Annotated in this window: 13 protein-coding genes; 11 read left to right on the top strand and 2 right to left on the bottom strand. The window is 62.7% G+C overall.

The genetic code is table 11. The features are described from left to right. Window positions 1–739: 739 nt before the first annotated feature. Complete coding sequence (locus HTIA_RS14485; RefSeq protein WP_020931482.1) at window positions 740–2281, top strand: alpha-N-arabinofuranosidase; 1542 nt, start codon at window positions 740–742, stop codon at window positions 2279–2281. 100 nt (window positions 2282–2381) lie between these two features. Further along, window positions 2382–2624 (top strand): hypothetical protein, encoded by a 243-nt coding sequence (locus HTIA_RS14480; protein ID WP_008524948.1) that lies wholly within the window; start codon window positions 2382–2384, stop codon window positions 2622–2624. Between the two features lie 70 nt (window positions 2625–2694). Here the strand turns inward: HTIA_RS14480 and araA are convergent, their stop codons facing one another. Next, on the bottom strand, window positions 2695–4182 hold the full coding sequence (gene araA / locus HTIA_RS14475; RefSeq protein WP_008524945.1) for an L-arabinose isomerase: 1488 nt from the start codon (window positions 4180–4182) through the stop codon (window positions 2695–2697). 183 nt (window positions 4183–4365) lie between these two features. On the opposite strand from araA, the gene HTIA_RS14470 reads away from it, so the two are divergent. After that, window positions 4366–4938 (top strand): helix-turn-helix domain-containing protein, encoded by a 573-nt coding sequence (locus HTIA_RS14470; protein ID WP_021029606.1) that lies wholly within the window; start codon window positions 4366–4368, stop codon window positions 4936–4938. A gap of 62 nt (window positions 4939–5000) precedes the next feature. Here the strand turns inward: HTIA_RS14470 and HTIA_RS14465 are convergent, their stop codons facing one another. Then, on the bottom strand, window positions 5001–7619 hold the full coding sequence (locus HTIA_RS14465) for an alpha-L-arabinofuranosidase (protein WP_008524941.1): 2619 nt from the start codon (window positions 7617–7619) through the stop codon (window positions 5001–5003). A 213-nt stretch (window positions 7620–7832) separates the two neighbouring features. Between HTIA_RS14465 and HTIA_RS16035 the strand changes: the two genes are divergently transcribed. From HTIA_RS16035 to HTIA_RS14425, 8 genes are all read left to right on the top strand, one after another. Next, window positions 7833–8111 (top strand): glycoside hydrolase family 97 C-terminal domain-containing protein, encoded by a 279-nt coding sequence (locus tag HTIA_RS16035; protein WP_242401931.1) that lies wholly within the window; start codon window positions 7833–7835, stop codon window positions 8109–8111. 128 nt (window positions 8112–8239) lie between these two features. Beyond that, window positions 8240–9751, top strand: coding sequence for an alpha-N-arabinofuranosidase (locus HTIA_RS14455; RefSeq protein ID WP_008524937.1), 1512 nt, complete (start codon window positions 8240–8242; stop codon window positions 9749–9751). 143 nt (window positions 9752–9894) lie between these two features. Continuing rightward, window positions 9895–11436: an alpha-N-arabinofuranosidase gene (locus HTIA_RS14450; RefSeq protein ID WP_008524934.1), complete on the top strand. Its 1542-nt coding sequence runs from the start codon at window positions 9895–9897 to the stop codon at window positions 11434–11436. A 51-nt stretch (window positions 11437–11487) separates the two neighbouring features. Beyond that, window positions 11488–13662, top strand: a complete 2175-nt coding sequence (locus HTIA_RS14445; RefSeq protein ID WP_008524931.1) for an alpha-L-arabinofuranosidase C-terminal domain-containing protein — start codon at window positions 11488–11490, stop codon at window positions 13660–13662. 218 nt (window positions 13663–13880) lie between these two features. Then, window positions 13881–15014, top strand: coding sequence for a sialidase family protein (locus HTIA_RS14440; protein ID WP_049816618.1), 1134 nt, complete (start codon window positions 13881–13883; stop codon window positions 15012–15014). A gap of 82 nt (window positions 15015–15096) precedes the next feature. Further along, window positions 15097–17124 (top strand): glycoside hydrolase family 127 protein, encoded by a 2028-nt coding sequence (locus tag HTIA_RS14435; RefSeq protein ID WP_008524926.1) that lies wholly within the window; start codon window positions 15097–15099, stop codon window positions 17122–17124. 74 nt (window positions 17125–17198) lie between these two features. Continuing rightward, a complete protein-coding gene (locus tag HTIA_RS14430; RefSeq protein ID WP_021029607.1) occupies window positions 17199–19076 on the top strand; it encodes an ABC transporter substrate-binding protein in 1878 nt (625 codons plus the stop codon). A gap of 75 nt (window positions 19077–19151) precedes the next feature. Beyond that, a complete protein-coding gene (locus HTIA_RS14425; RefSeq protein WP_008524924.1) occupies window positions 19152–20165 on the top strand; it encodes an ABC transporter permease in 1014 nt (337 codons plus the stop codon). The last annotated feature ends 3 nt before the right edge of the window (window positions 20166–20168 follow it).

Below are 20168 nucleotides of genomic sequence, written 5' to 3'. Positions count from 1 at the left end.
ATATCTTCGGTAAAAAATAATTATACACCTGGCGATACGGAGTTAATTTCGAACGATCTCGATATTGGGATATGACGTGAAGACTTATTTCTTCACGACGTGAAAAAGTAAGTAAACACTGAGAACTCCGCCCGCTGAGACAGTGATTTCGCCACCAGATTTGCCGGTCAGCGGGGATGTGAGTCCTGCTATCGTGGATTCTTACCATAGCGACGATACCTATGTCAAACGTTTACATTATACATATAAACTGACGTTACACTCTTGCTGATACGTTACCCCATGTTGGACTGTGCTCCCACTTGTTCAATCATTTTTTATCGCTAACTGGGTTTGTCTCTTGACTCGCATACCCGATACACACATCGTCCCGACTGTGTTCACGTTGTTTCCCGTGCTGGCTCTTCGACTACTACTGCCCCCGCGAGTGGACATAGTGACTGGGGTTCTGCTGGTGCCGGCACTCCTGGCGTGAACTGGCGGTCCGCCGTCCGATATTCCGCACGATCCCCGGAGCGATTGAGTCAGTGTGTCATGGAATGTTCCGGCTCAGTTTTCTTTCTCTTGTTCCCCGCTGGCGCTTCTTCGTTTCCCTTGTTCGGGGATTGATAGCCGGTCGACGAACTTGTTAAATTACTATTTTGGATTGGCGTTGAATAGCCACTCTCTGTCTGGTTCAGGCCGAAAATTATCGCTTTCACCGTAATAGTTATATAGATGCATTAGAAAGCTTGCTCGTATGTCTTCGACAGTCACGGTTAAGAGACAGAATTCTATCGATCGAATCGACGAACAGCTCTATGGACACTTTGCTGAACACCTTGGACGGTGTATCTACGGGGGCCTATGGGTTGGAGAGGACGATCGCGTCCCTACCGAAGACGGGATCCGGATGGATACGGTGGAACTCCTCGAAGAACTTGACATCCCAGTACTCCGATGGCCGGGCGGGTGTTTCGCCGACGACTATCATTGGAAGGATGGCATCGGGCCACGTGAGGAGCGACCCACCCAGCGGAACCTCTGGTGGGCACAGGGGCGTGAAGAGGCCTTTATCGAACCAAACGACTTTGGTACCGACGAGTTTCTGCGGCTGTGTGAGTTGCTTGAGACTGAGCCCTATCTTGCCGTCAACGTCGGCTCTTCGACCCCCGAGGAGGCCCTTGACTGGATCGAGTACTGTAACTTCGACGAGGAGACTGACCTCACTCGCCGTCGCGCCGAGAACGGCCATTCAGAGCCCTACGGCGTGAAATACTGGGGGATCGGCAACGAGAACTGGGGCTGTGGCGGGCGCTTTGCGCCCGCTGAGTACGGTGATGAGTACCGCCGCTTTGCGAACTACCTCCGCGGGTTCCGAAACCATCTCGCGCCTGAGGAGACTGACGCTGAGTTCATCGCCTGCGGGCACCTTACCGACGACTGGAATCGGACGTTTCTTGAGCAGCTCAACGCAGGGATGGAGTTCGGCCCGGGTACGTTCCTCGGGATGGGTGCGCCCGCGGAACTGATGGATCATTTCTCCGTCCATCGCTATTATCAGGCCGGTGGCGATACCGAGTTCAGCGACGAGCAGTACTATCGGATCTTCGCCCGGGCGCGGCAACTCGCCGGCGACATCGACCGCGCCGCGTCGACGCTCGCCGAGTACGTGCCAACGGGCGAGGTCGGTATCATTGTCGACGAGTGGGGGGTCTGGCATCCGGAAGCCACCCCCGATAACGGCCTCGAGCAGGCCAACACGGTCCGGGACGCCCTGACAGCTGCCGGCGCGTTCGATATTATGCACGACCGCGCCGACGTCGTCTCGATGGCCAACATCGCCCAGACCGTCAACGTTCTCCAGTGTCTTGTCGAGACTGACGAGGAGGCGGCCTGGAAGACCCCGACCTACCACGTCTTCGATTTGTACAACGACCACGCCGGCAACACCGCTGTCGAGACTGATATCGAGACGGAGACGAAGGTATTCCACGACGAGGACAACGACGTGCCGCTAGTCTCGGCTTCCGCCTCTGTGACCGACAACGACGAACTGTACGTGACAGCGTCGAACCGCCACCTCGATGAGACCCGAACGCTCGAGATCGAAGCCGGCGGCGAAGCCGCTTCGGCATCCGGGACGGTGCTCTTCGCGGACAGCGATCCACGGGCATACTCGACGAAGGACAACGCAGAGACGTTCGAACCCGAGTCGATCGCTGTCGAGGCCACTGACGACGGGACTTTCGTCGTCGAGATACCGCCGGCCTCCGTTGTCGGTGTCACGATACCGCAGTAGTGGACCGGCGTTTTTTGGCTCCTTCCGGTGATCGGGTCGGTCGACGAATGAATCTCAGGGTATCGATACGTCTTTTAGGCTCTCCCCTGAAATGTGTACCATGTCACTCAGCAAAACCGTCTTTCGCTTCTTGCTGGTCATCATGACGTTTCTGGCACTCGTGACCGGGTTCCTGTTTCTGCTCCAGAAACCGGGGACCGGGAGCTATGTCGTGTCCGTGCTGACGCTCGTGACCCAGCTTTCGTTCATTCTCTTTCTTGTCGTGGCGTTGCGCCGCGACTGGGAACCGCTCGAATCACTCGAGGAATTCGATCAGCTGGAAGACGCTGAACCGCCGCGATAGCCCGAAACAGGAATCGATTCTGTATCGAAAACAGATCTGAGCGAGCCTACTGTTCGTCCTGCGTCTTGTTTCAGGTGAGTTCCCGCTCGACGTCCGCGATATCGGTATCCTCACCCACGTGGAGATGTTCGATCCCGACCATTTCCGCGAAGTCCGTGAGGTGCTCGTTCGTCACGGCCTGGCTGTAGCCCGTGTGATGCGCACCGCCGGCCTTGATCCACGCTTCGATGGCGGTCTCGAAGTCGGGTTCGGGCTTCCAGACGGCCCGGGCGACGGGGAGTTCGGGCAGCGGTTCGTCCGGCCCGACCGACTCGACGTCGTTGGTGATCAGCCGGAAGTGATCGCCCATGTCGACCAGCGAGGCGTTGATCGCCGGGCCAGTATCCGCATCGAAGACCGCCCGGACCGGGTCGGCCTTCCCGCCGATGTCGAGCGGGTGGATCTCCAGGCGGGGCTGCTCGCCGGCGATCGACTCACAGATCTCCAGCATGTGGGAGCCGAGGACTTTCTCGTCGCCGACGGAGAGGTCGTAGGTGTAGTGTTCCATCAGCGACGTGCCGCCCTCGAGGCCCTGGCCCATGACTTTCATCGCCCGGGTCAAGAGCGCGGACTTCCAGTCGCCCTCCGGGCCGAAGCCGTAGCCGTCGGCCATCAGCCGCTGGACCGCGAGGCCGGGGAGCTGGGACAGGCCAGTCAGGTTCTCGAAGGTGGTGGTGAAGCCGACGAACTCGCCGTCCTCGAGGAAGGCTCTGATTCCGAGTTCGATGCGTGCGGCCTCTCTGAGCGACTCGCGTCGATCGCCGTCGGCCCGGAGTTCGGCTGCGAGTTCGTACTGCTGGTCGTACTCCGCCACGAGGTCGTCGATCTCGCTCTCGGTGACGTCCTCGACGAATTCGACGAGGTCGCCCAGGCCGTAGCCGTCGACGCTCGCGCCGAAGGCCATCTGGGCGGACACTTTGTCGCCCTCGGTGACCGCGACGTCGCGCATGTTGTCGCCGAAGCGGGCGATCTTCGCGCCCCGGAGTTCGTGGCGGGCGGCGGCGGCGCGCGCCCAGGTGTCGAGTTGCTCGCGGACGTCGTCGTCCGCCCAGTGGCCGACGACGACCTTCCGGTCGATGTCGAGTCGCGAGACGATGTGGCCGAACTCGCGGCCGCCGTGGGCGGACTGATTGGCGTTCATGAAGTCCATGTCGATCTCGTCCCAGGGCAACTCGCGGTTGAACTGTGTGTGGAGGTGGACGAAGGGGACGTCCAGCGCTTGCAGCCCGCGGATCCACATCTTCGCCGGCGAGAAGGTGTGCATCCAGGTGACGAGACCGATGCAGTTCTCGCTGGCATTGGCCTCCCTGACGACCGATTCGATGGCGTCGGCTGTCGTCAGGACGGACTTGCATTCGACGCTGACCGGGATCTCCGGGGCGTCGTCGAGCGCGGTGGCGATCTCCCTGGCGTGGCCCTCGACGATTTCCAGTGTTTCGTCTCCGTAGAGATGCTGGCTCCCGGTGACAAACCATACTTCGAGTTCATCGAACGATGTCCCGTGAGGGATAGCTGACATAAACACACAATGATTGGACGACTTCGGATAAAAAACAATCGGTGACCTCTCAGTTGTTGTCCGCAAGTCGGCCCGCTGGTGGGATCTCGGAGGTCGTCGTAGAATCACGTGACGTTGGCGCCGGACGGCCGAGTCACTTCTGGCATCGAAAAGTAATTGTATATTCGACCCGTGGTTGGGAATATGTCCCAAGCAGCTCGAGCAGTCCGACCAGAAAACGTGTCGGTCGAGGAACTGCGGGAGTATCTCACGGAGGTGGATGGCAAGACTGCGACCCAGCGGATCATGGTCGGGATCAACCATAAAGAGGGCATTCCACAGACCCAGCTCGCTGACTGGTACGACGTCTCTCGGACCACGATTCACAACTGGCTCAAACGACTCGAGCGTCTCGAGGAGGAACCGCTCGAGGACGTCATCTACGACGAGAAGCGGCCGGGTCGCCCGTCGAAGCTGGACGACGACGAGCGTGACCGTCTCGAAGCCGTTCTGGACGCGTCCCCGACCGTTGTCGGGTACGACGCCGTCATGTGGACACCCAAACTCCTCCAGCGCTACATCGAGGACACGTTCGACGTTGAATACAGCCTTAGTTACGTCCGGGAACTCATGCACGAAAACGACGTGACCTGGCGCACAGCCGACCGTTCGGATACCGATCAAGCCCTCCAGCCGGACCGGGAATCCCAAGACGGGAGTGAGGATCGCACCGATGACGATCCGGCCCCCCAGCGAGTTCACGGCTGTCGGAGCTGATTCCGTCCGCAATATTTCTTTTTCCAGTTGGAACGATCGGTCTTGTTTCCGTTGTGAGGTCTCTAGTAGATGTCCCTCAACAGCGCGAGGACGTCATCCACAGTCACGGTTCCGTCGTCGTCGAAGTCGAAGAGCGCGGGCTGGTCCGTGACAGCCGGATGGGTCCGATTCCAGAGGAGCGCCCGCACGTCGGCAATATCGACGTCGCCGTCCCCGTTCACGTCGGTCAAGAGTCCGTCACCGTTCGGGTCTCTCGGCAGTCCGTCGCCGCCGGCCAGAGTCTGGAGTTGGATGTCCGGATAAGTCATCCCGCCCCAGGCTCCGTGGTCGCCCACGGATTTGACCGTGTCCGGGTCGGCGCTGACGTACAGCCGCGCGACGCCGGCCGGTTCGAGTTCGACCGTCATCGTTCCGTCGTCGCCGACGCTCGTCGTCATCTGCTTGACGGTCGCGTTCGAGGGGGCTTCGTAGGACTTCCGGAAGCTGTGCGGGAGCGGCCGCTCACTCGAAGCGGGACCCAGCTTGACGACCTCGACGGCATGGCCGGCGTAGTCTTCGCCAACTTCGACCGTGACGTCGCTCGACGTGCGAAGGTTGCGGTTGATCACGAACACCGCCAGGTCGTCGTCGCCGTTCTGCATTGCTGCGCCGTCCACGTACGGCATGTCTTCGGCGGGGTTGACTCGCGGTCCTGTGTTGGGTAGATCCCGGCTGGCACCGCTCGAGCTGACGCCGACTGAGTACCAGGTGTCGTCACCTTTGAACAGTGTCGCGTACAGCCGTGTCACTATTCCGTCCGGACGCAACGGCGTCTCCGACGTCGGGCCCATGACGACTGGCACCCAGGTCTGGGCCGCCCACCGGACACTGTCGCTCAGCCGGATAAGCGCGTTGAGCGCGCCGGCGACGTATGCACCACCGGGCATCGTCTCCGGTCCGGGATACGGCGCTGCTTGCTCGGTGTCTACCTGGGGGAAGATGCCGAGTTCGCTGAGGTTGATGTAGCAGTCGTCCTGGCCGTGTTCCGTGGCCATGGCGGCAACCCCTTCGAGCTGGTTGCCAAGCTGGGTCGCGGCCATTACCATCACTTCGTTGTAGTCGATGTTGTCGGCGTCGTGCTCGTCCTTCCAGGACTTGACCGCGTCGATGCTATCGAGACCCCACTGGTAGCGGTGGATGTTCACGCCGTCCAGCAGGTCGTCGTCCAGTTCGTCGAACAGCGTTTCGTTCCAGGGTGTCTCGTTGTGCTCGGCCTCGGCGGGGTCCCACCCGCTGGCGATGATTGATATCGAGTCGTCGACCTCGCGCATCGCCCGGGAGTACGTCTCGAAGCCGATCCGATCGTTCGACCCGGTCGCGTATTCCGAGGGGTCCGGTGTATGGCCGAACTGCCAGCTCCCCCAGACCTCGTTGCCCACGCCCCAGTGTTCGACGTTCCAGGGGTCGTCGTAGCCGTGATCGGCCCTTCGAGCACCGTACTCGGTGTCGGTCGAGCCGTTAACGTACGCGACCCAGTTGGCGGCGTCTTCCGGGAGGATCTCCCGTTCGGCGGCCCACTCGGCTGCGTTGTCGTGCCACCCGACCGTGATTTCGGGTGTCTGATCGGCCAGTGCACACAGATCGAGGTATTCGGCCGTCCCGAAGTAGTTCGGCTGGATGCCGCCCCAGGCGTGGTTGAATCGCGGCGTCCGTTCCGCGAGCGGCCCGATGCCGTCCTCCCAGTTGTACTGGCTGGTGACGTTCCCGCCGGGCCACTTTAGCCAGGTGTTGTGCTGGTCCTGGAGTAACTGTATCGTCGTCGGATTGAACGGCGCACCGGTCTGTGGCCCCTCGATTGCGTCGGCGGCAGCGAACTCGATGAAATCGATGTCGAAGTGACCGTCCGCGTCGGCTGTGAACTCGACTGCATACTCCCCGTAGGGAACGTGCTCGTGTTCGATCAGCCCGAGCGGCCCGTTGTGCTTGTCACCGCTTGCCTCGCTCAGTTCGAGTGTGGGCTCGTGACGCGTCCACTCCTCGGAGACAGGGACATCCGTCGAGGCGAGCGTCTCGCCGTCAAGCGTCGTGATCGATACCCTCACCGCGTCCACGCTCCCGCGGACGGACAGCCCGAGGTTGTACTCAAGCGTCCGGAAGTCCGGGAGGACGGTCTTCTGGTGAATACCTCCCCTGTTCCCGCCGTCGACTGTGATCCGCGGGTAGCCGACGCCCTCGTCCTGGACTTGCCCGCCAGCGACCTGCTCGCCGTCGGTCCGGTGCTCGAAACGCACGTCGTCGCCGCCGACCTGCTGCCAGGGAAACGGCAGGACATCGTCGCGCTCGACGCTGATGAACGCCCCCATGTCCTCGGCCCAGTCCTCGGCCCACGTGTCGACCGTCCGGTAGAACGTCGGGTTCTTGACGTGCAATGAGTAGGCCGTCGGATAGATCGTCGCGTCGCCGTAGAACTCGTGGAGCCGACCGAACAGCGTGTCTGGGACTTCCTGGTCGGCCTGTTCTGATGTATCGATCGAGACAGTGTTTTGGATCATCTCCTCGGACTTTCCGGCGGCTGTTCCTGCCCCGAGTCCTACCACTGAGCCGGCGGCTACCGCCGACTGCGCTGCGAGAAACGTTCGTCGGGAGACGTCGACGGAGCTCCCGCCCAGTTCGTTGCCACTGTCACTGCTATCTGTTGTCATACGATTCGACAACTCTCACTTATAGAATAAATAAGTTGGGGTCTTTCAGATAGTGTAATTCGTTTCGAGTGCTTCGTCATGGGTCCCCAATGATCACCGATAGCAGTGAACTAGCGGTATGGTTTCGATCATCTGTCCGACTGGCGAACTCACTGCCCAGATTAACCCGAACGGCACGCTCGTCCTCGAACGCGACGGCACTCGCGTCCTCGTCTGCTCGCCGCGGACGTACCCGAAGCCGTTCCGGCCGCGTGGGATGCAACCGTTTTCGTCGGCGGTCACCTCGGAAGCGAGGCGACGCTCGCCCGCCGGCGGGGTGAGGCGTGGTTTGTCGGGTCGATCACCGCCGGGCCCGCCCGGACGGTTGAGGTATCCCTCCTCGACTTCGACGGCGCGCGGCCGGTGACCGTCACGACTGACGCCGCGGATGGGTCGGGTCTTCTGGAATACGAATGTGAGATTTCTTCCGACGCTTGCTGTCCCCGTCGCTGAACACGGCGGGTGCGTCGTTCGACTGTAGGCCGTTTGCGAGTTTCGGCGAGTCGCCATCGGGAACTGATCCCGTGATATTGTCCGACGGACCAAAATTTATAAATAATTGTTAGCCGCTCGGTGAACCTATGGGCTCAGAGATCTATGTCCATCAGCACGAGCCGATCGATACAATCAACCCGAACGTGTACGGCCACTTCGCCGAGCACCTCGGGCGGTGCATCTATGGCGGGCTGTGGGTCGGCGAGGACGACCGTGTCCCGACCGAGGACGGGGTTCGGATGGACACCGTCGAACTCCTCGCGGACCTGGAGATGCCCGTTCTGCGATGGCCGGGTGGCTGTTTCGCTGACGACTACCATTGGGAGGACGGGATTGGCCCGCGCGAGGAGCGGCCGACCCGCCGCAACGCCTTCTGGACACAGGGACGTGCGGACATCCCCGAAGAGCCGAACGAGTTCGGCACGGAGGAGTTCATGCGGGTCTGTGATCTCCTCGATACCGAACCGTATCTCGCGGCCAACGTCGGCAACGGGTCGCCGGGTGAGGCGGCAGACTGGCTCGAGTACTGCAACTACGACGGCGACACCGAACTCGCGAATCGCCGTGCCGAAAACGGCAGCGAGGACCCCCACGACGTGAAGTTCTGGGGCGTGGGCAACGAGAACTGGGGGTGTGGTGGCCGCCTGAGCCCCGAGGAGTACGCCGAGCAGTTCCGTCGCTACGCTACCTATCTCCGGAGTGTCGATGGCATGCTGAGCGAGCGAGACGTCGATCTGGTTTCCGTCGGCCACATCAACGAGGACTGGAACCGGAAGTTCCTCGACGCCCTCGACGACTGCGCGGAGTTCGTCCAGGGTCCCTACGACCTGATGGATCACATGTCGGTCCATCGCTACTACGAGGCCGGCGGTGACACCGACTTCGACGACGAGGAGTACTTCCGCCTGCTCGCGCGCTCCCGGAAGGTCGGGGGAGACGTCGACGACGCCGTCGACGCGCTGTCGACCTATGCACCCGAGTCAGACATCAGCATCATCGTCGACGAGTGGGGCGTCTGGCACCCCGAGGCGACCAACACGAACGGCCTCGAACAGGAGAATACGGTCCGTGATGCGATCTCCGCGGCCGGCGTCTTCGACGATCTCCACGAACGGGCCGATGTCGTATCGATGGCGAACATCGCCCAGACGGTCAACGTCCTACAGTGTCTCGTCCAGACCGACGAGGAGGACGCCTGGGCGACCCCGACCTACCAGGTGTTCGATCTCTACGAGAACCACGCCGGCGGCACGGCGCTCGACACGGTCATCGAGACCGACGAGCACGAGGTCGAGGACGAACCCTACGACGTGCCGCTCGTGAGCGCGTCGGCGTCCGCCCACGGCGACGAGGTCTTCGTGACGCTGTCGAACCGGGCCCTCGAGAGCGAGGACGTCACCGTCTCCCTGGAAGACAAGAGCGCGTCGCTCGTCGACAGCGAGGTACTGTTCGCCGACAACGCGGTCGAGGAATACTCGACGAAGGACAACGCCGACGAATTCACGCCCGACGACGTCGACGTCGTGGCCAACGGCGACGGGACCTTTGCGGTCGCGGTCCCCGAGAGCGCCGTCGTCGGCCTCACGTTCGAAGCATAGCTGCCCGTCGGCGCTTCGACGGGATCTACTATTTTCCGGCCGCCTACTACCATCGATTTGCCGGTCGGCGCGCGTGGCGCGTCCGTCGGTTTGCGGCGGTGTGAGTCCATATCTATATGAGCCTCTGGCGATACGCGTGAGGTATGGACGCAGCGATCTACGTCTCGCGGCACGCCCCGATCGACCGGATCGATCCCAACGTCTACGGTCATCTGACCGAACACCTCGGGCGGTGTATCTACGGCGGGGTCTGGGTCGGCGAGGACGACCGTGTTCCGACCGAGGATGGCATTCGGATGGACACGGTCGAGTTGCTCCGGAACCTCGACGCCCCCGTGCTCCGGTGGCCGGGCGGGTGTTTCGCCGACGACTACCACTGGAAAGACGGGATCGGTCCGCGCGAGGAGCGCCCACGCCAGCGGAACATGTGGTGGGCTCAGGGGCGGGAGAACCGCCCCGAGGAGTCCAACGCCTTCGGGACTGAGAGCTTCATGCGGTTGTGTGACCTCCTCGACGCTGAACCGTATCTCGCCGTCAACGTCGGCTCGGGCGACCCCGAAGAGGGGGTCGACTGGGCGGAGTACTGCAACTACGACGGCGACACGGAGATGACCCGGCTGCGTGCCGAAAACGGGAGCGAGGAGCCACATGACGTCACCTACTGGGGCGTCGGTAACGAGAACTGGGGGTGTGGCGGGCGCTACAGTCCACAGCTGTACGCCGAGGAGTTCCGCCGCTTCGCGAACTACCTCAAGGGCTTCGACCGTGTGATGAGTGACGGCTCGATGGAACTGGTGGCGTGTGGTCACGTGACCGACGACTGGAACCGCCAGTTCCTCGAACACTTAGAGAAGTGCGTCTCCTTCGGCCAGGGCAGCGTCTATGACCTCCTCGATCACCTTTCAGTCCATCGATACTACTACGCCGGCGGGGACACGGACTTCTCGACCGAGCAGTACTACCGTATGCTCGCCCGGGCGGCCCGGATCGGCGAGGACGTCGACCGCGCGGCCGAGGCCTTGGAGATGTTCGCCCCCGGATCGAACGCCGGTATCATCGTCGACGAGTGGGGCGTCTGGCACCCCGAGGCCGTCTTCGCCAACGGCCTCGAACAGGAGAACACCGTCCGGGACGCACTCGCCGCCGCGAGCGTCCTCGACGACCTCAACGAACGGGCTGACGTCGTCGCGATGGCGAACATCGCCCAGACGGTCAACGTCCTACAGTGTCTCGTCCAGACCGACGAAGAGGACGCCTGGCCGACCCCGACCTACCAGGTGTTCGATCTCTACAAGGCCCATATGGGGGGAACTGCGCTCCGGACGACCGTCGAGGCAGACGTCCACACCGTCGAGAGCCGGAGCGACGAGTTCGGCCCACAGGACACCCACGACGTACCGCTCGTGAGCGCGTCGGCCTCCGAGACTGACGAGCGCGTGAGAATCACGCTGTCGAATCGTGCGCTCGACGCTGTGAGCTCGACGACCGTTGCAATGGATGTCGCGGACGCCACTGTCGTCGATAGCGAGGTGTTGTTCGCTGGCAAGGAGACCGACGACTACTCGACGAAAGACAACGCCGAGAGTTTCGAGCCATCGACTATTGCCGTCGAGAATCACGGTGACGGAACTTTCGCCTTTGACGTTCCCGCCAGTTCCGTAGTGGGACTGACCGTAGAGCGTTGAGCAGCGGACCTACACTTATGTACTCCCCGTGACTCACGTCTACGTGAGTCGATGACGCGCCTGCTTACCCACACCGAAAGCGATATCGCCCGGCGAGCGACGGTCCGGCTCGACCCCGAGACGACGGTAGACCGGACAGTCGACGCCGAACTCTTCGGCAAGTTCGGCGAACACCTCTACTCGCCCCGGAACGTCTCGAATATCCTCGAAGCCCAGACGCTGTTCAACCCGACCCTGGGTTCCTGGAAGTTCCAGGACCGCCGGTTCGGTGCCGACGGCGGTCGCGGCGGCATCCACGACCCCGCCGAGATCGACGACCGGATCGGGACCTACGCCGAGACCCACGATCTCCCCGAAGCAGATCGCTTCCGGGCGGCCTACCGCGACGGGACCGCGCTCTTCTGGTTCCCCTACGGAGACGGCGTCACGACGAGTCCGGACGTCGGCACGGCCGAGGATCGGGCACAGCGGATCGAAGTCCGGAGCCGGGACGATCCCGCTGGGATCGCCCAGTGGTGTCACTTCCCGCTTCATCGCACGCGCACGTTCGAGGGGAAGACGACGCTCCGGGCGACAGACGAGACTGATGTCAGGATCGCCATCCACAGCCCGGTCGCGGACGACGGCACGCTCGGCGATCCCGTCGCGGCGACGACCGTCACTGCCGGTACCGAGTTCGAAACGGTCCCGTTCGCTCTCGACGTGCCGGCGTCGGCGCCCGACGACGCGCTCCTCGGCGTCAGCGTCACGACGGTCGGCGAGGCAAACATCGTCCTCGATCGTCTGCTGGTCTATCCGGACGACCACGTCGAGACGGCCGACCCGGAACTGGTCGAGCTACTCGACGGACTCCCCGTGTTGCGGTGGCCGGGCGGGAACTTCGCCTCTGGGTATGACTGGAAGGACGGCGTCGGGCCGGTCGAGGACCGACCGACGCGGCCGAACCCGGCGTGGGACGCCATCGAGACCAACCTCTTCGGGACCGACGAGTTCCTCCAGTTCTGTGATGCGATCGACGCCGAACCGGTGATCTGCGTTAACGCCGGCGACGGGACTCTGGAGGAAGCTGCACAGTGGGTCGAGTACTGCAACGGCTCGGCCGACACGGAGATGGGGGCGCTCCGGGCCGAGCACGGTCATCCCGAACCCTACGACGTCACCTACTGGGAGATTGGCAACGAGATCTACGGCGAGTGGCAGATCACCTGGTCGACGCCAGGTGGGTACGCCGATCGATTCGACCGGTTCCGGGCAGCCATGACTGCTGTCGACGACTCGATCGAGCTCATGGCGACGGGCAACCGGCTGACCGACTGGAACGACCCGACTGTCGAAACGCTTGCGGGCGACGAGTGGCTCACAGACCACGTCCTGATCGAGGCTCACGCCGACGCTACCACCGATCCGGTGGAGCTGTTCAACGCCCATACTGGACTCGCCTCGCAGCTGGGCGAGGAGTACCGCGACGTCGCCGTCGATTGTCGGGACGCCAGGGTCGACCCGAGACTGGCGATCACGGAACTCCAGTTGTTCACTCGCTTCGACGAAGCGGCGGACGCGGATGCGGCGGCCTCGACGGAGGGAGAGCCGATTGCCACAGGTGACACGGACACCCTTTCCGCCGCGACGCTGCCGAACAGCCATTCCATCACGGAGGCGGTCTTCGACGCGACGGTCCGCACCCAGTGCATTCGGGACGGCGACGTCCGGATGGTGACCCACTCCGGGATCGGCAACCACGGCGGGGGCATCCGCCACCGAAAGGCCCGAACCTGGGCCGACCCGTGTCTCTACGGTCGAAAGCTCGAGATGGGGTTGATCGGTGGGACACCGATCGGCGTCGAACTCACCGCTGGCACGTTCTCGACCGAGACGGCCTTCGGAACGGACACCAGTCGGTGGTTCGGCGAGCTACGGCCCGTCGAGGACGAACCGGTTGTCGACGCCGTCGCGGTGGTCGACGCCGACGATCACGACGTCGCGCTCGTGCTCACGCACCGAGACGCCGGCACGGGTCCGATCGAGGTTACGATCGACGGCGAGAGTCTGTTCGCCGACGCCGAGTCTGTCGCCGTCGAGACGCTCACCGCTGCCTCCATGCACGCGGAAAACACCCTCGAGGAGCCGACACGAATATCACCAACTCACGAGGACGTTCCCGTTGAGGACACGGCGGTCACGCTGTCGCTGTCGCCGTATTCTGTCGTGCGCGTGACCGTCGATTGACCACGTGTTCCTTTGCGTGGTGGGGAACGTTTTACCGTAGATAATATGTAGGTGGAGACAGTTGGCAGACGTATGGTTCGCCGGACAGTCGCCCCTATTCCAGACTCTGTCGTTTCGATTCGTGGCAATCACACTGTCGCCCCGGGGTGTCCGTGATGGCCGGGGGCGAACGCGCAAACAGTACACTTTCTCCCTCGACTCGAACCGACGGGCAAACGTTGTATCGACCGCCGGAGGGGACGCCCGCCCCGGGCGCGATGTATCCCCGGGTCGAACGGTTGGCTCACGCCGACACGGGCGGGGACGTTCTGATCGCGACGTTCGAACACTACTGGAGTACAGACCCCGAGAATGCGAGCCAGCCGTTCTTTCCGGTCTACCGGAGCACTGACGGCGGCGAGTCCTGGACGAAGTGTTCTGAGATCCACGACACCGAGAACGACTGGGGGTTGCGCTACCAGCCGACGCTGTTCGAACTCCCCGTCGATGTGGGCCCGTGGTCGGCCGGGACAATACTCGCCGCCGGAAATTCGATCCCCGACGACCTCTCCCGGACAAAAATCGACGTCTACGCAAGCGAGGACCGGGGTCAGACCTGGGAGTACGTCAGTACTGTCGCCGAGGGCGGGCAGGCGGTCCCACAGGCGGGATCGACGCCGGTCTGGGAACCCGACTTCGCGCTCGATCCGGACGGCAATCTCGTGGTCTACTTCGCCGACGAGCGCCACCGCGATGAGGGCTACAACCAGTTGATCGGCCACCGCGTCTCCGAAGACGGCGGCCAGACATGGGGCGAAGAAGTGTTCGACGCCGCGATCCCGAACGGCGAGGACCGGCCCGGAATGCCCGTCGTGACTCGTCTCCCCGACGGCCGGTACGTGATGGTCTTCGAGGTCGTCGGTCCGACTCACGAGGGTGGAATCTTCGTGATGGCCTCGCCGGACGGACGATCGTGGGGCGATCCGGCGGACGTTGGATCGCCCGTGATGACTACGGCGGGCTATCAGGGGTGTAACGGTCCCTACGCCACGTGGACTCCGGCGGGTGGGACGGATGGCACGCTGCTGGTCTCGGCGAAGACGTTGCGAGACGAGAACCGCGAGCAGGCACCGGGAAGCGGCGACGTCCTGTTGGCCACCCATGACTTCGAGTCGTTTTCGGACTGGCGAACAGTCTCGTCGCCGATCACCTACGACGACGAACTCGACGTCGGCTATCAGATGGTCGCCTGGACGACACCACTGCTCCCCTCGCCAGACGGCGAGCGGTTGCTGGCGATGTCGAGTACGTACGTCGGCCCTGAGCGACTTGAGATCAGATACGGAATCGACGAACTTGACGTGGACGGCTGAGCAGTTTTTCCGACCCGAATTTTATCGAGAGGCCACGTTCGGACGGAAGCGTTTATAATCGTATCCGTCGCAGGTGTCGGTGATGTTCGAACAGCGAACGCACCTCTCGATTGGAGACGTGACTATCGACGACGGGTTCTGGAGTCCTCGTCGCGATGTCAACCGGACGGAGACCGTCGAGTACCAGTACGAGCAACTCGAAGAGGCGGGCTCGCTCGACAATTTCCGGCGGGTGAGCGCGGGGGAACGTGGCGACCACAACGGTATGTGGTTCCAGGATTCTGACGCCTACAAGTGGATCGAGGCCGCAAGTTACGTGCTCACCTCGCGGGACGATCCAGACCTGGAATCTCGCGTCGACGAGGTGATCGACCTCATCGCCGCCGCCCAGGACGCCGACGGCTACCTCAACACCTACTTCGACCTGGAGGTGCCCGACAAACGCTGGACCAACCTCAACACGATGCACGAACTCTACTGCGGGGGCCACCTCATCGAGGCCGCGGTCGCGCACTACCGCGCGACCGGCAAGGAGACCCTGCTTGACGTGGCGCGGGCCTTCGCCGATCACGTCGATCGCATGTTCCCCGAGCAGATCGACGGCGCGCCGGGCCACCAGGAGATCGAACTCGCGCTGATGAAACTCGCTGCCGTGACCGACGAGGACCGGTATCGCGACCTCGCGGCGTACTTCGTCGACGTGCGCGGGAACACCGATCGCTACGAGTGGGAAGACGCCCATCGTGACGATATCGCCACGCTCGACGAATGGGAGGGTGACGAGGGTGGGGCAAACGCCGATGGCGAGGACGGCGGGGCAGATGCCGATAGCGAGGACGGCGGGGACGCCGATGGTGAGGACGGCGAGGACGATGAAGATGATTCGGCCGACGAGCAATGGGCGGACGCCGAGGTCAAACCGTACGACGCCAGCTACAACCAGGCCCACGCCCCGCTTCGCGACCAGGAGGCCGTCGAGGGCCACGCCGTCAGGGCGGTGTACTACTTCGCCGGCGCGACCGATGTCGCCGCCGAGACGGGCGACGACGACCTGCTCGCCCACCTCGATTCCCTCTGGGAGAACATGACCCAGCGACGGATGTACGTCACCGGCGGGATCGGCTCCCAGCACCCCGGCGAGCGCTTCACCCGGGATTACCACCTGCCGAACGACACGGCCTACGCCGAGACGTGCGCGGCGATCGGGAGCGTCTTCTGGAACCAGCGCATGTTCGAAGCGACGGGCGACGCGAAGTACACTGACCTGATCGAGTGGACGCTGTATAATGCCGTACTGCCGGGCGTCGACCTCAACGGGACCGAATTCTTCTACGACAACCCGCTCGCGAGTGACGGTGACAGCCACCGGGAGGGGTGGTTCGAGTGTGCGTGCTGTCCGCCGAATCTCGCGCGTCTGCTCGCGTCGCTCGAACGGTATCTCTACGCGACCGACGACGAGGGCGTCTACGTCAACCAGTACGTCGGCGGGACGGCCGAGCTGTCGGTCGCTGGCTCGGCCGTCTCGATCAGCCAGGACTCCGATCTGCCGTGGGACGGGACTGTGACGCTCGACGTCGAGACCGCTGAGCCCACTGCGTTCGACCTCCGCCTGCGGGTGCCCGGCTGGGCCGAGGAGGTCTCGGTCGCGGTCGACGGCAAAGATGTCGAGACCGCCGTCGATATCGCGGACGCGCCGACGTACGTCACGCTCGACCGGGAGTGGGACGAGGCCGAGGTCAGCGTCGAGTTCGGGATGTCCGTCGAGGTGCTCGAAGCCCACCCCGCCGTCGCGGCCGACGCTGGCCGCGTGGCACTGACGCGTGGCCCGCTCGTCTACGCTATCGAGAGTGTCGATCACGACCGGCCGCTCCACCACTACGCCATCGATCCCACGAATGACTTCGAGGCGACTCATCGCGAGGACTTGTTCGATGGCATGACCGTCCTCGACGGCGAGGCCACGGTGCCGTCACTCGAGGGCTGGGACGGGAAGCTCTACCGGCCCGCTGTCGAAACTGAGACGGAGAACGCGTCGATCACCGTCGTCCCCTACTACGCCTGGGACAACCGCGAGCCCGGTGCGATGCGCGTCTGGATTCGGACATCCTAACCCAGGACATCGCGGGCGATTCAATCAGCGCAATTTACCAAAACTTTTATTGCCTATTGTGTGGATCTTCACACATGGCATCGAATACGGATGCTAGCGATCAGGCTCGCCAGTCGATTCACCGACGAGAGATCCTGCGTCGGGCAGGTATGCTGGGGGCCGGCGGCAGCATTGTTTCCGTCGCCGGCTGTGCAGGGGACGAGACAGACACGCCCGGTTCCGGAAACGGTCAGGACGGGACCACCAGCACCGACGAGTTCGCTCCGGCTGACAACTCCTTTGCCAACGCGACGACGGACAATCCGACCAACTGGCAGCATAACACGTTCAACTTCACTACCCCGTATATGCACCAGATGCAGGTCGATCGGCTCCAGCGGTGGAACATCTCGACGGGGGAATTCACCGAGTACGCGATGTCGATCGACGAGTACGAGCGCTCCAACGAGCGGGCAGTCCTGGAGGTCCGTGACGGGCTGACTTGGCACAACGGAGACCCGGGCGATCCGGTCAGCGCCGAGGACCTGCAGGCCTTCTTCGTCTGCAACGAGATCGCCAACGAGACGGTCGCCGGGTTGTACGACTCGACGGGTATCGAGATCCTGGATGACCGCCGGCTCGAACTGCCCCTGAGCGGGAAAGTCAACGAGCGGATCTTCCGCCAGTCGATGAACAACTGGGACCTGGATACGCCTTACCGGAGGTACGGGGACTTCGTCGAACGGTACCTGGACGCCTCCGACGACGAGGAAATTAATTCCGTCCGGTCGGACCTGCGGAGCGCGGAGTTCGAGGAGCCCCACGGCAACGGCCCCTTCAAGTTCGTCGAGAAGACGAGCAGCCGCTACCGGATGGAGCGCTATGACCACCACCCGGACGCCGAGAACATCAACTTCCAGTACTGGGACGTCAACAAGGTATCGACGGACACCAACAGCGTCGTGTTGAACATGTTTCCGGACGGCGACGTCGACATGATCCGGAACTACAACGCACCCCCGACCGTCTGGGAGCAGCGCGACGACGATCATCTGAACACCCAGCTGCCCGCGCTGTGGGGACAGGCCCTGACCTTCAATTGTGAGCACGATGATTACGGCAGCGTCAGGGTCCGCCAGGCGATCGCCGAACTCATCGACCGCGACCTGGTGGCGCGGAACTACGGCCAGTGGGGCCAGCCCGTCCAGGCACCCAGCGGCATCGTTGGCAATATCGCCGGCGACAACTCGCCGTCCGAGCGCTGGAAGGACTGGGTCACCGAGGAGGGAGCCGAGGCACTGCATCGCTACGACGACCCGGAGCGTGGCCGCCGGCTCCTCCGTGAGGAGGGCTACGAGAAGGTCGACGGACAGTGGAAGCGTTCCGATGGCTCTCAGCTTTCGATTGACATCAAGGTACCCGCCGACTACTCGGACTGGCAGCCGATCTTCGATACGGTCGTCAACATCCTCGACGAGGAGGGGATCAGTGCGAACAAGAACCTGATCGACTCGACATCCTACTATCCCGATCACTACCTTGAGGGCAACTACGTGGCTGCTTCGACGGGTTGGACGCTTGGCCGGGACAACCCGTTCTACACGTTCGGGCAGTGGTTCCGACCCCTAGCCGACCGGGTCTACAAAATGAACTTCGGTCCCGAGGATGTCGTCGCGCCGCCATTTGGTGAGCCCGACGGCGAACTTCAGGAGTGGGATGTCCAGGAACTGTTCGCCAACGTCCGCACCGCTGAGGGCGACGAGCTCTACGAGGCCGTCGAACAGTTCGCGTGGGTCGCAAACCAGTTTGTGCCGATGCTCCCGCTGATCGAGATCAACGACGTGACCTGGCAGACCGCCGACGACTGGGACTGGCCCGATCCGGACGACGAAGCCTGGCAGGCCAAGTGGCCCCAGTGGTGGCTCCCGCGGCAGGGCCTGATGGGCGCAAAGGATGACGACGAGGCGGCCTAACGTCACGGACTGACGTTTTCCATACCGCCGAACAGCAACATACATATTCCCGAACTCAATAGTACTCAGAAATCGATGCAATACATAATCAAACGTGTTGGACAGGCGATCGTCACGATGGTGTCGGTGGTCGTCCTGACGTTCCTGATGATTAGGGCGATGCCGGGGGGGCCAATGGACTACATCAAGTCCCAGCTTATGCAGGAACGGACCGGGCAGACACTCACCCCGGAGCAGATCAACCAGCTCGCACAGGACTACATGAACTACAACGTGGATCAGCCCGTTCATCTGCAACTCGTCGATTATGTGGCGGGTGTTCTCCAAGGGAATCTCGGGCAGTCATTTCACTTCAGTCGGTCAGTGAATGACATCATCGTCGAGGCGGCCCCGTGGACGCTGTTCCTGCTCACGCAGGCCGTCATCCTCACGTTCGCCATCGGCATCGTGCTTGGGGCCGTCATGGCCTACAAGGAAGGGAGCTGGTTCGACGCCTCCGGGACCGTCGTCTCGATGTTCCTCAACTCGGTCCCGTATTTCATCGCGGCGCTGCTGTTCGTCTACATCCTGGCGATCCAGATGTCGCTATTCCCGGCGTCAGGGACCGTCGAGTCGGGCCTCGAAGCCGGATTCAACTTCGAGTATATCGCGAGCATCTATTACCACGCGATCCTGCCGATCGCCTCACTCGTCATCACCGGGTTCGGTGGGATCGCCTTGGGGATGCGTGGCAACGCGATCAAGGAGATCGGCGAGGAGTACATCCGGGTCGCACACTTGCGTGGCGTCCCGGGACGCCGGATCGCTATCCGGTACGTGGGTCGCAACGCCGTGTTGCCCCTCTACACGCAGTTCCTCATTTCGATTGGCTTCATGTTCGGTGGGTCGGTCGTCCTTGAGGAGATCTTCGCATATCAGGGGCTCGGGTACTATCTCCTCGAGGGGATCAACGGCCGGGACTACCCGTTGATGATGGGAATCTTCCTCATCATCACGGCTGGCGTCGTTTCGGCGGTGTTGTTCGCCGACCTGACCTACGGCAAGATCGACCCCCGGGTCGGCGGCGAAGGATCTGGTGAATCATACTGAGGT

This window comes from Halorhabdus tiamatea SARL4B (genome assembly GCF_000470655.1).
GTDB lineage: Archaea > Halobacteriota > Halobacteria > Halobacteriales > Haloarculaceae > Halorhabdus > Halorhabdus tiamatea.
This window is presented reverse-complemented; position numbering and strand designations above follow the sequence as displayed.

Coding starts and splice junctions, on each gene's coding strand:
- HTIA_RS14425 (WP_008524924.1), top strand. CDS start 19,152: ATGCAATACATAATCAAACGTGTTGGACAGGCGATCGTCACGATGGTG.
- HTIA_RS14465 (WP_008524941.1), bottom strand. CDS start 7,619: ATGACAACAGATAGCAGTGACAGTGGCAACGAACTGGGCGGGAGCTCC.
- HTIA_RS14485 (WP_020931482.1), top strand. CDS start 740: ATGTCTTCGACAGTCACGGTTAAGAGACAGAATTCTATCGATCGAATC.
- HTIA_RS14435 (WP_008524926.1), top strand. CDS start 15,097: ATGTTCGAACAGCGAACGCACCTCTCGATTGGAGACGTGACTATCGAC.
- HTIA_RS14450 (WP_008524934.1), top strand. CDS start 9,895: ATGGACGCAGCGATCTACGTCTCGCGGCACGCCCCGATCGACCGGATC.
- HTIA_RS14445 (WP_008524931.1), top strand. CDS start 11,488: ATGACGCGCCTGCTTACCCACACCGAAAGCGATATCGCCCGGCGAGCG.
- HTIA_RS14455 (WP_008524937.1), top strand. CDS start 8,240: ATGGGCTCAGAGATCTATGTCCATCAGCACGAGCCGATCGATACAATC.
- HTIA_RS14480 (WP_008524948.1), top strand. CDS start 2,382: ATGTCACTCAGCAAAACCGTCTTTCGCTTCTTGCTGGTCATCATGACG.
- HTIA_RS14430 (WP_021029607.1), top strand. CDS start 17,199: ATGGCATCGAATACGGATGCTAGCGATCAGGCTCGCCAGTCGATTCAC.
- HTIA_RS14470 (WP_021029606.1), top strand. CDS start 4,366: ATGTCCCAAGCAGCTCGAGCAGTCCGACCAGAAAACGTGTCGGTCGAG.
- araA (WP_008524945.1), bottom strand. CDS start 4,182: ATGTCAGCTATCCCTCACGGGACATCGTTCGATGAACTCGAAGTATGG.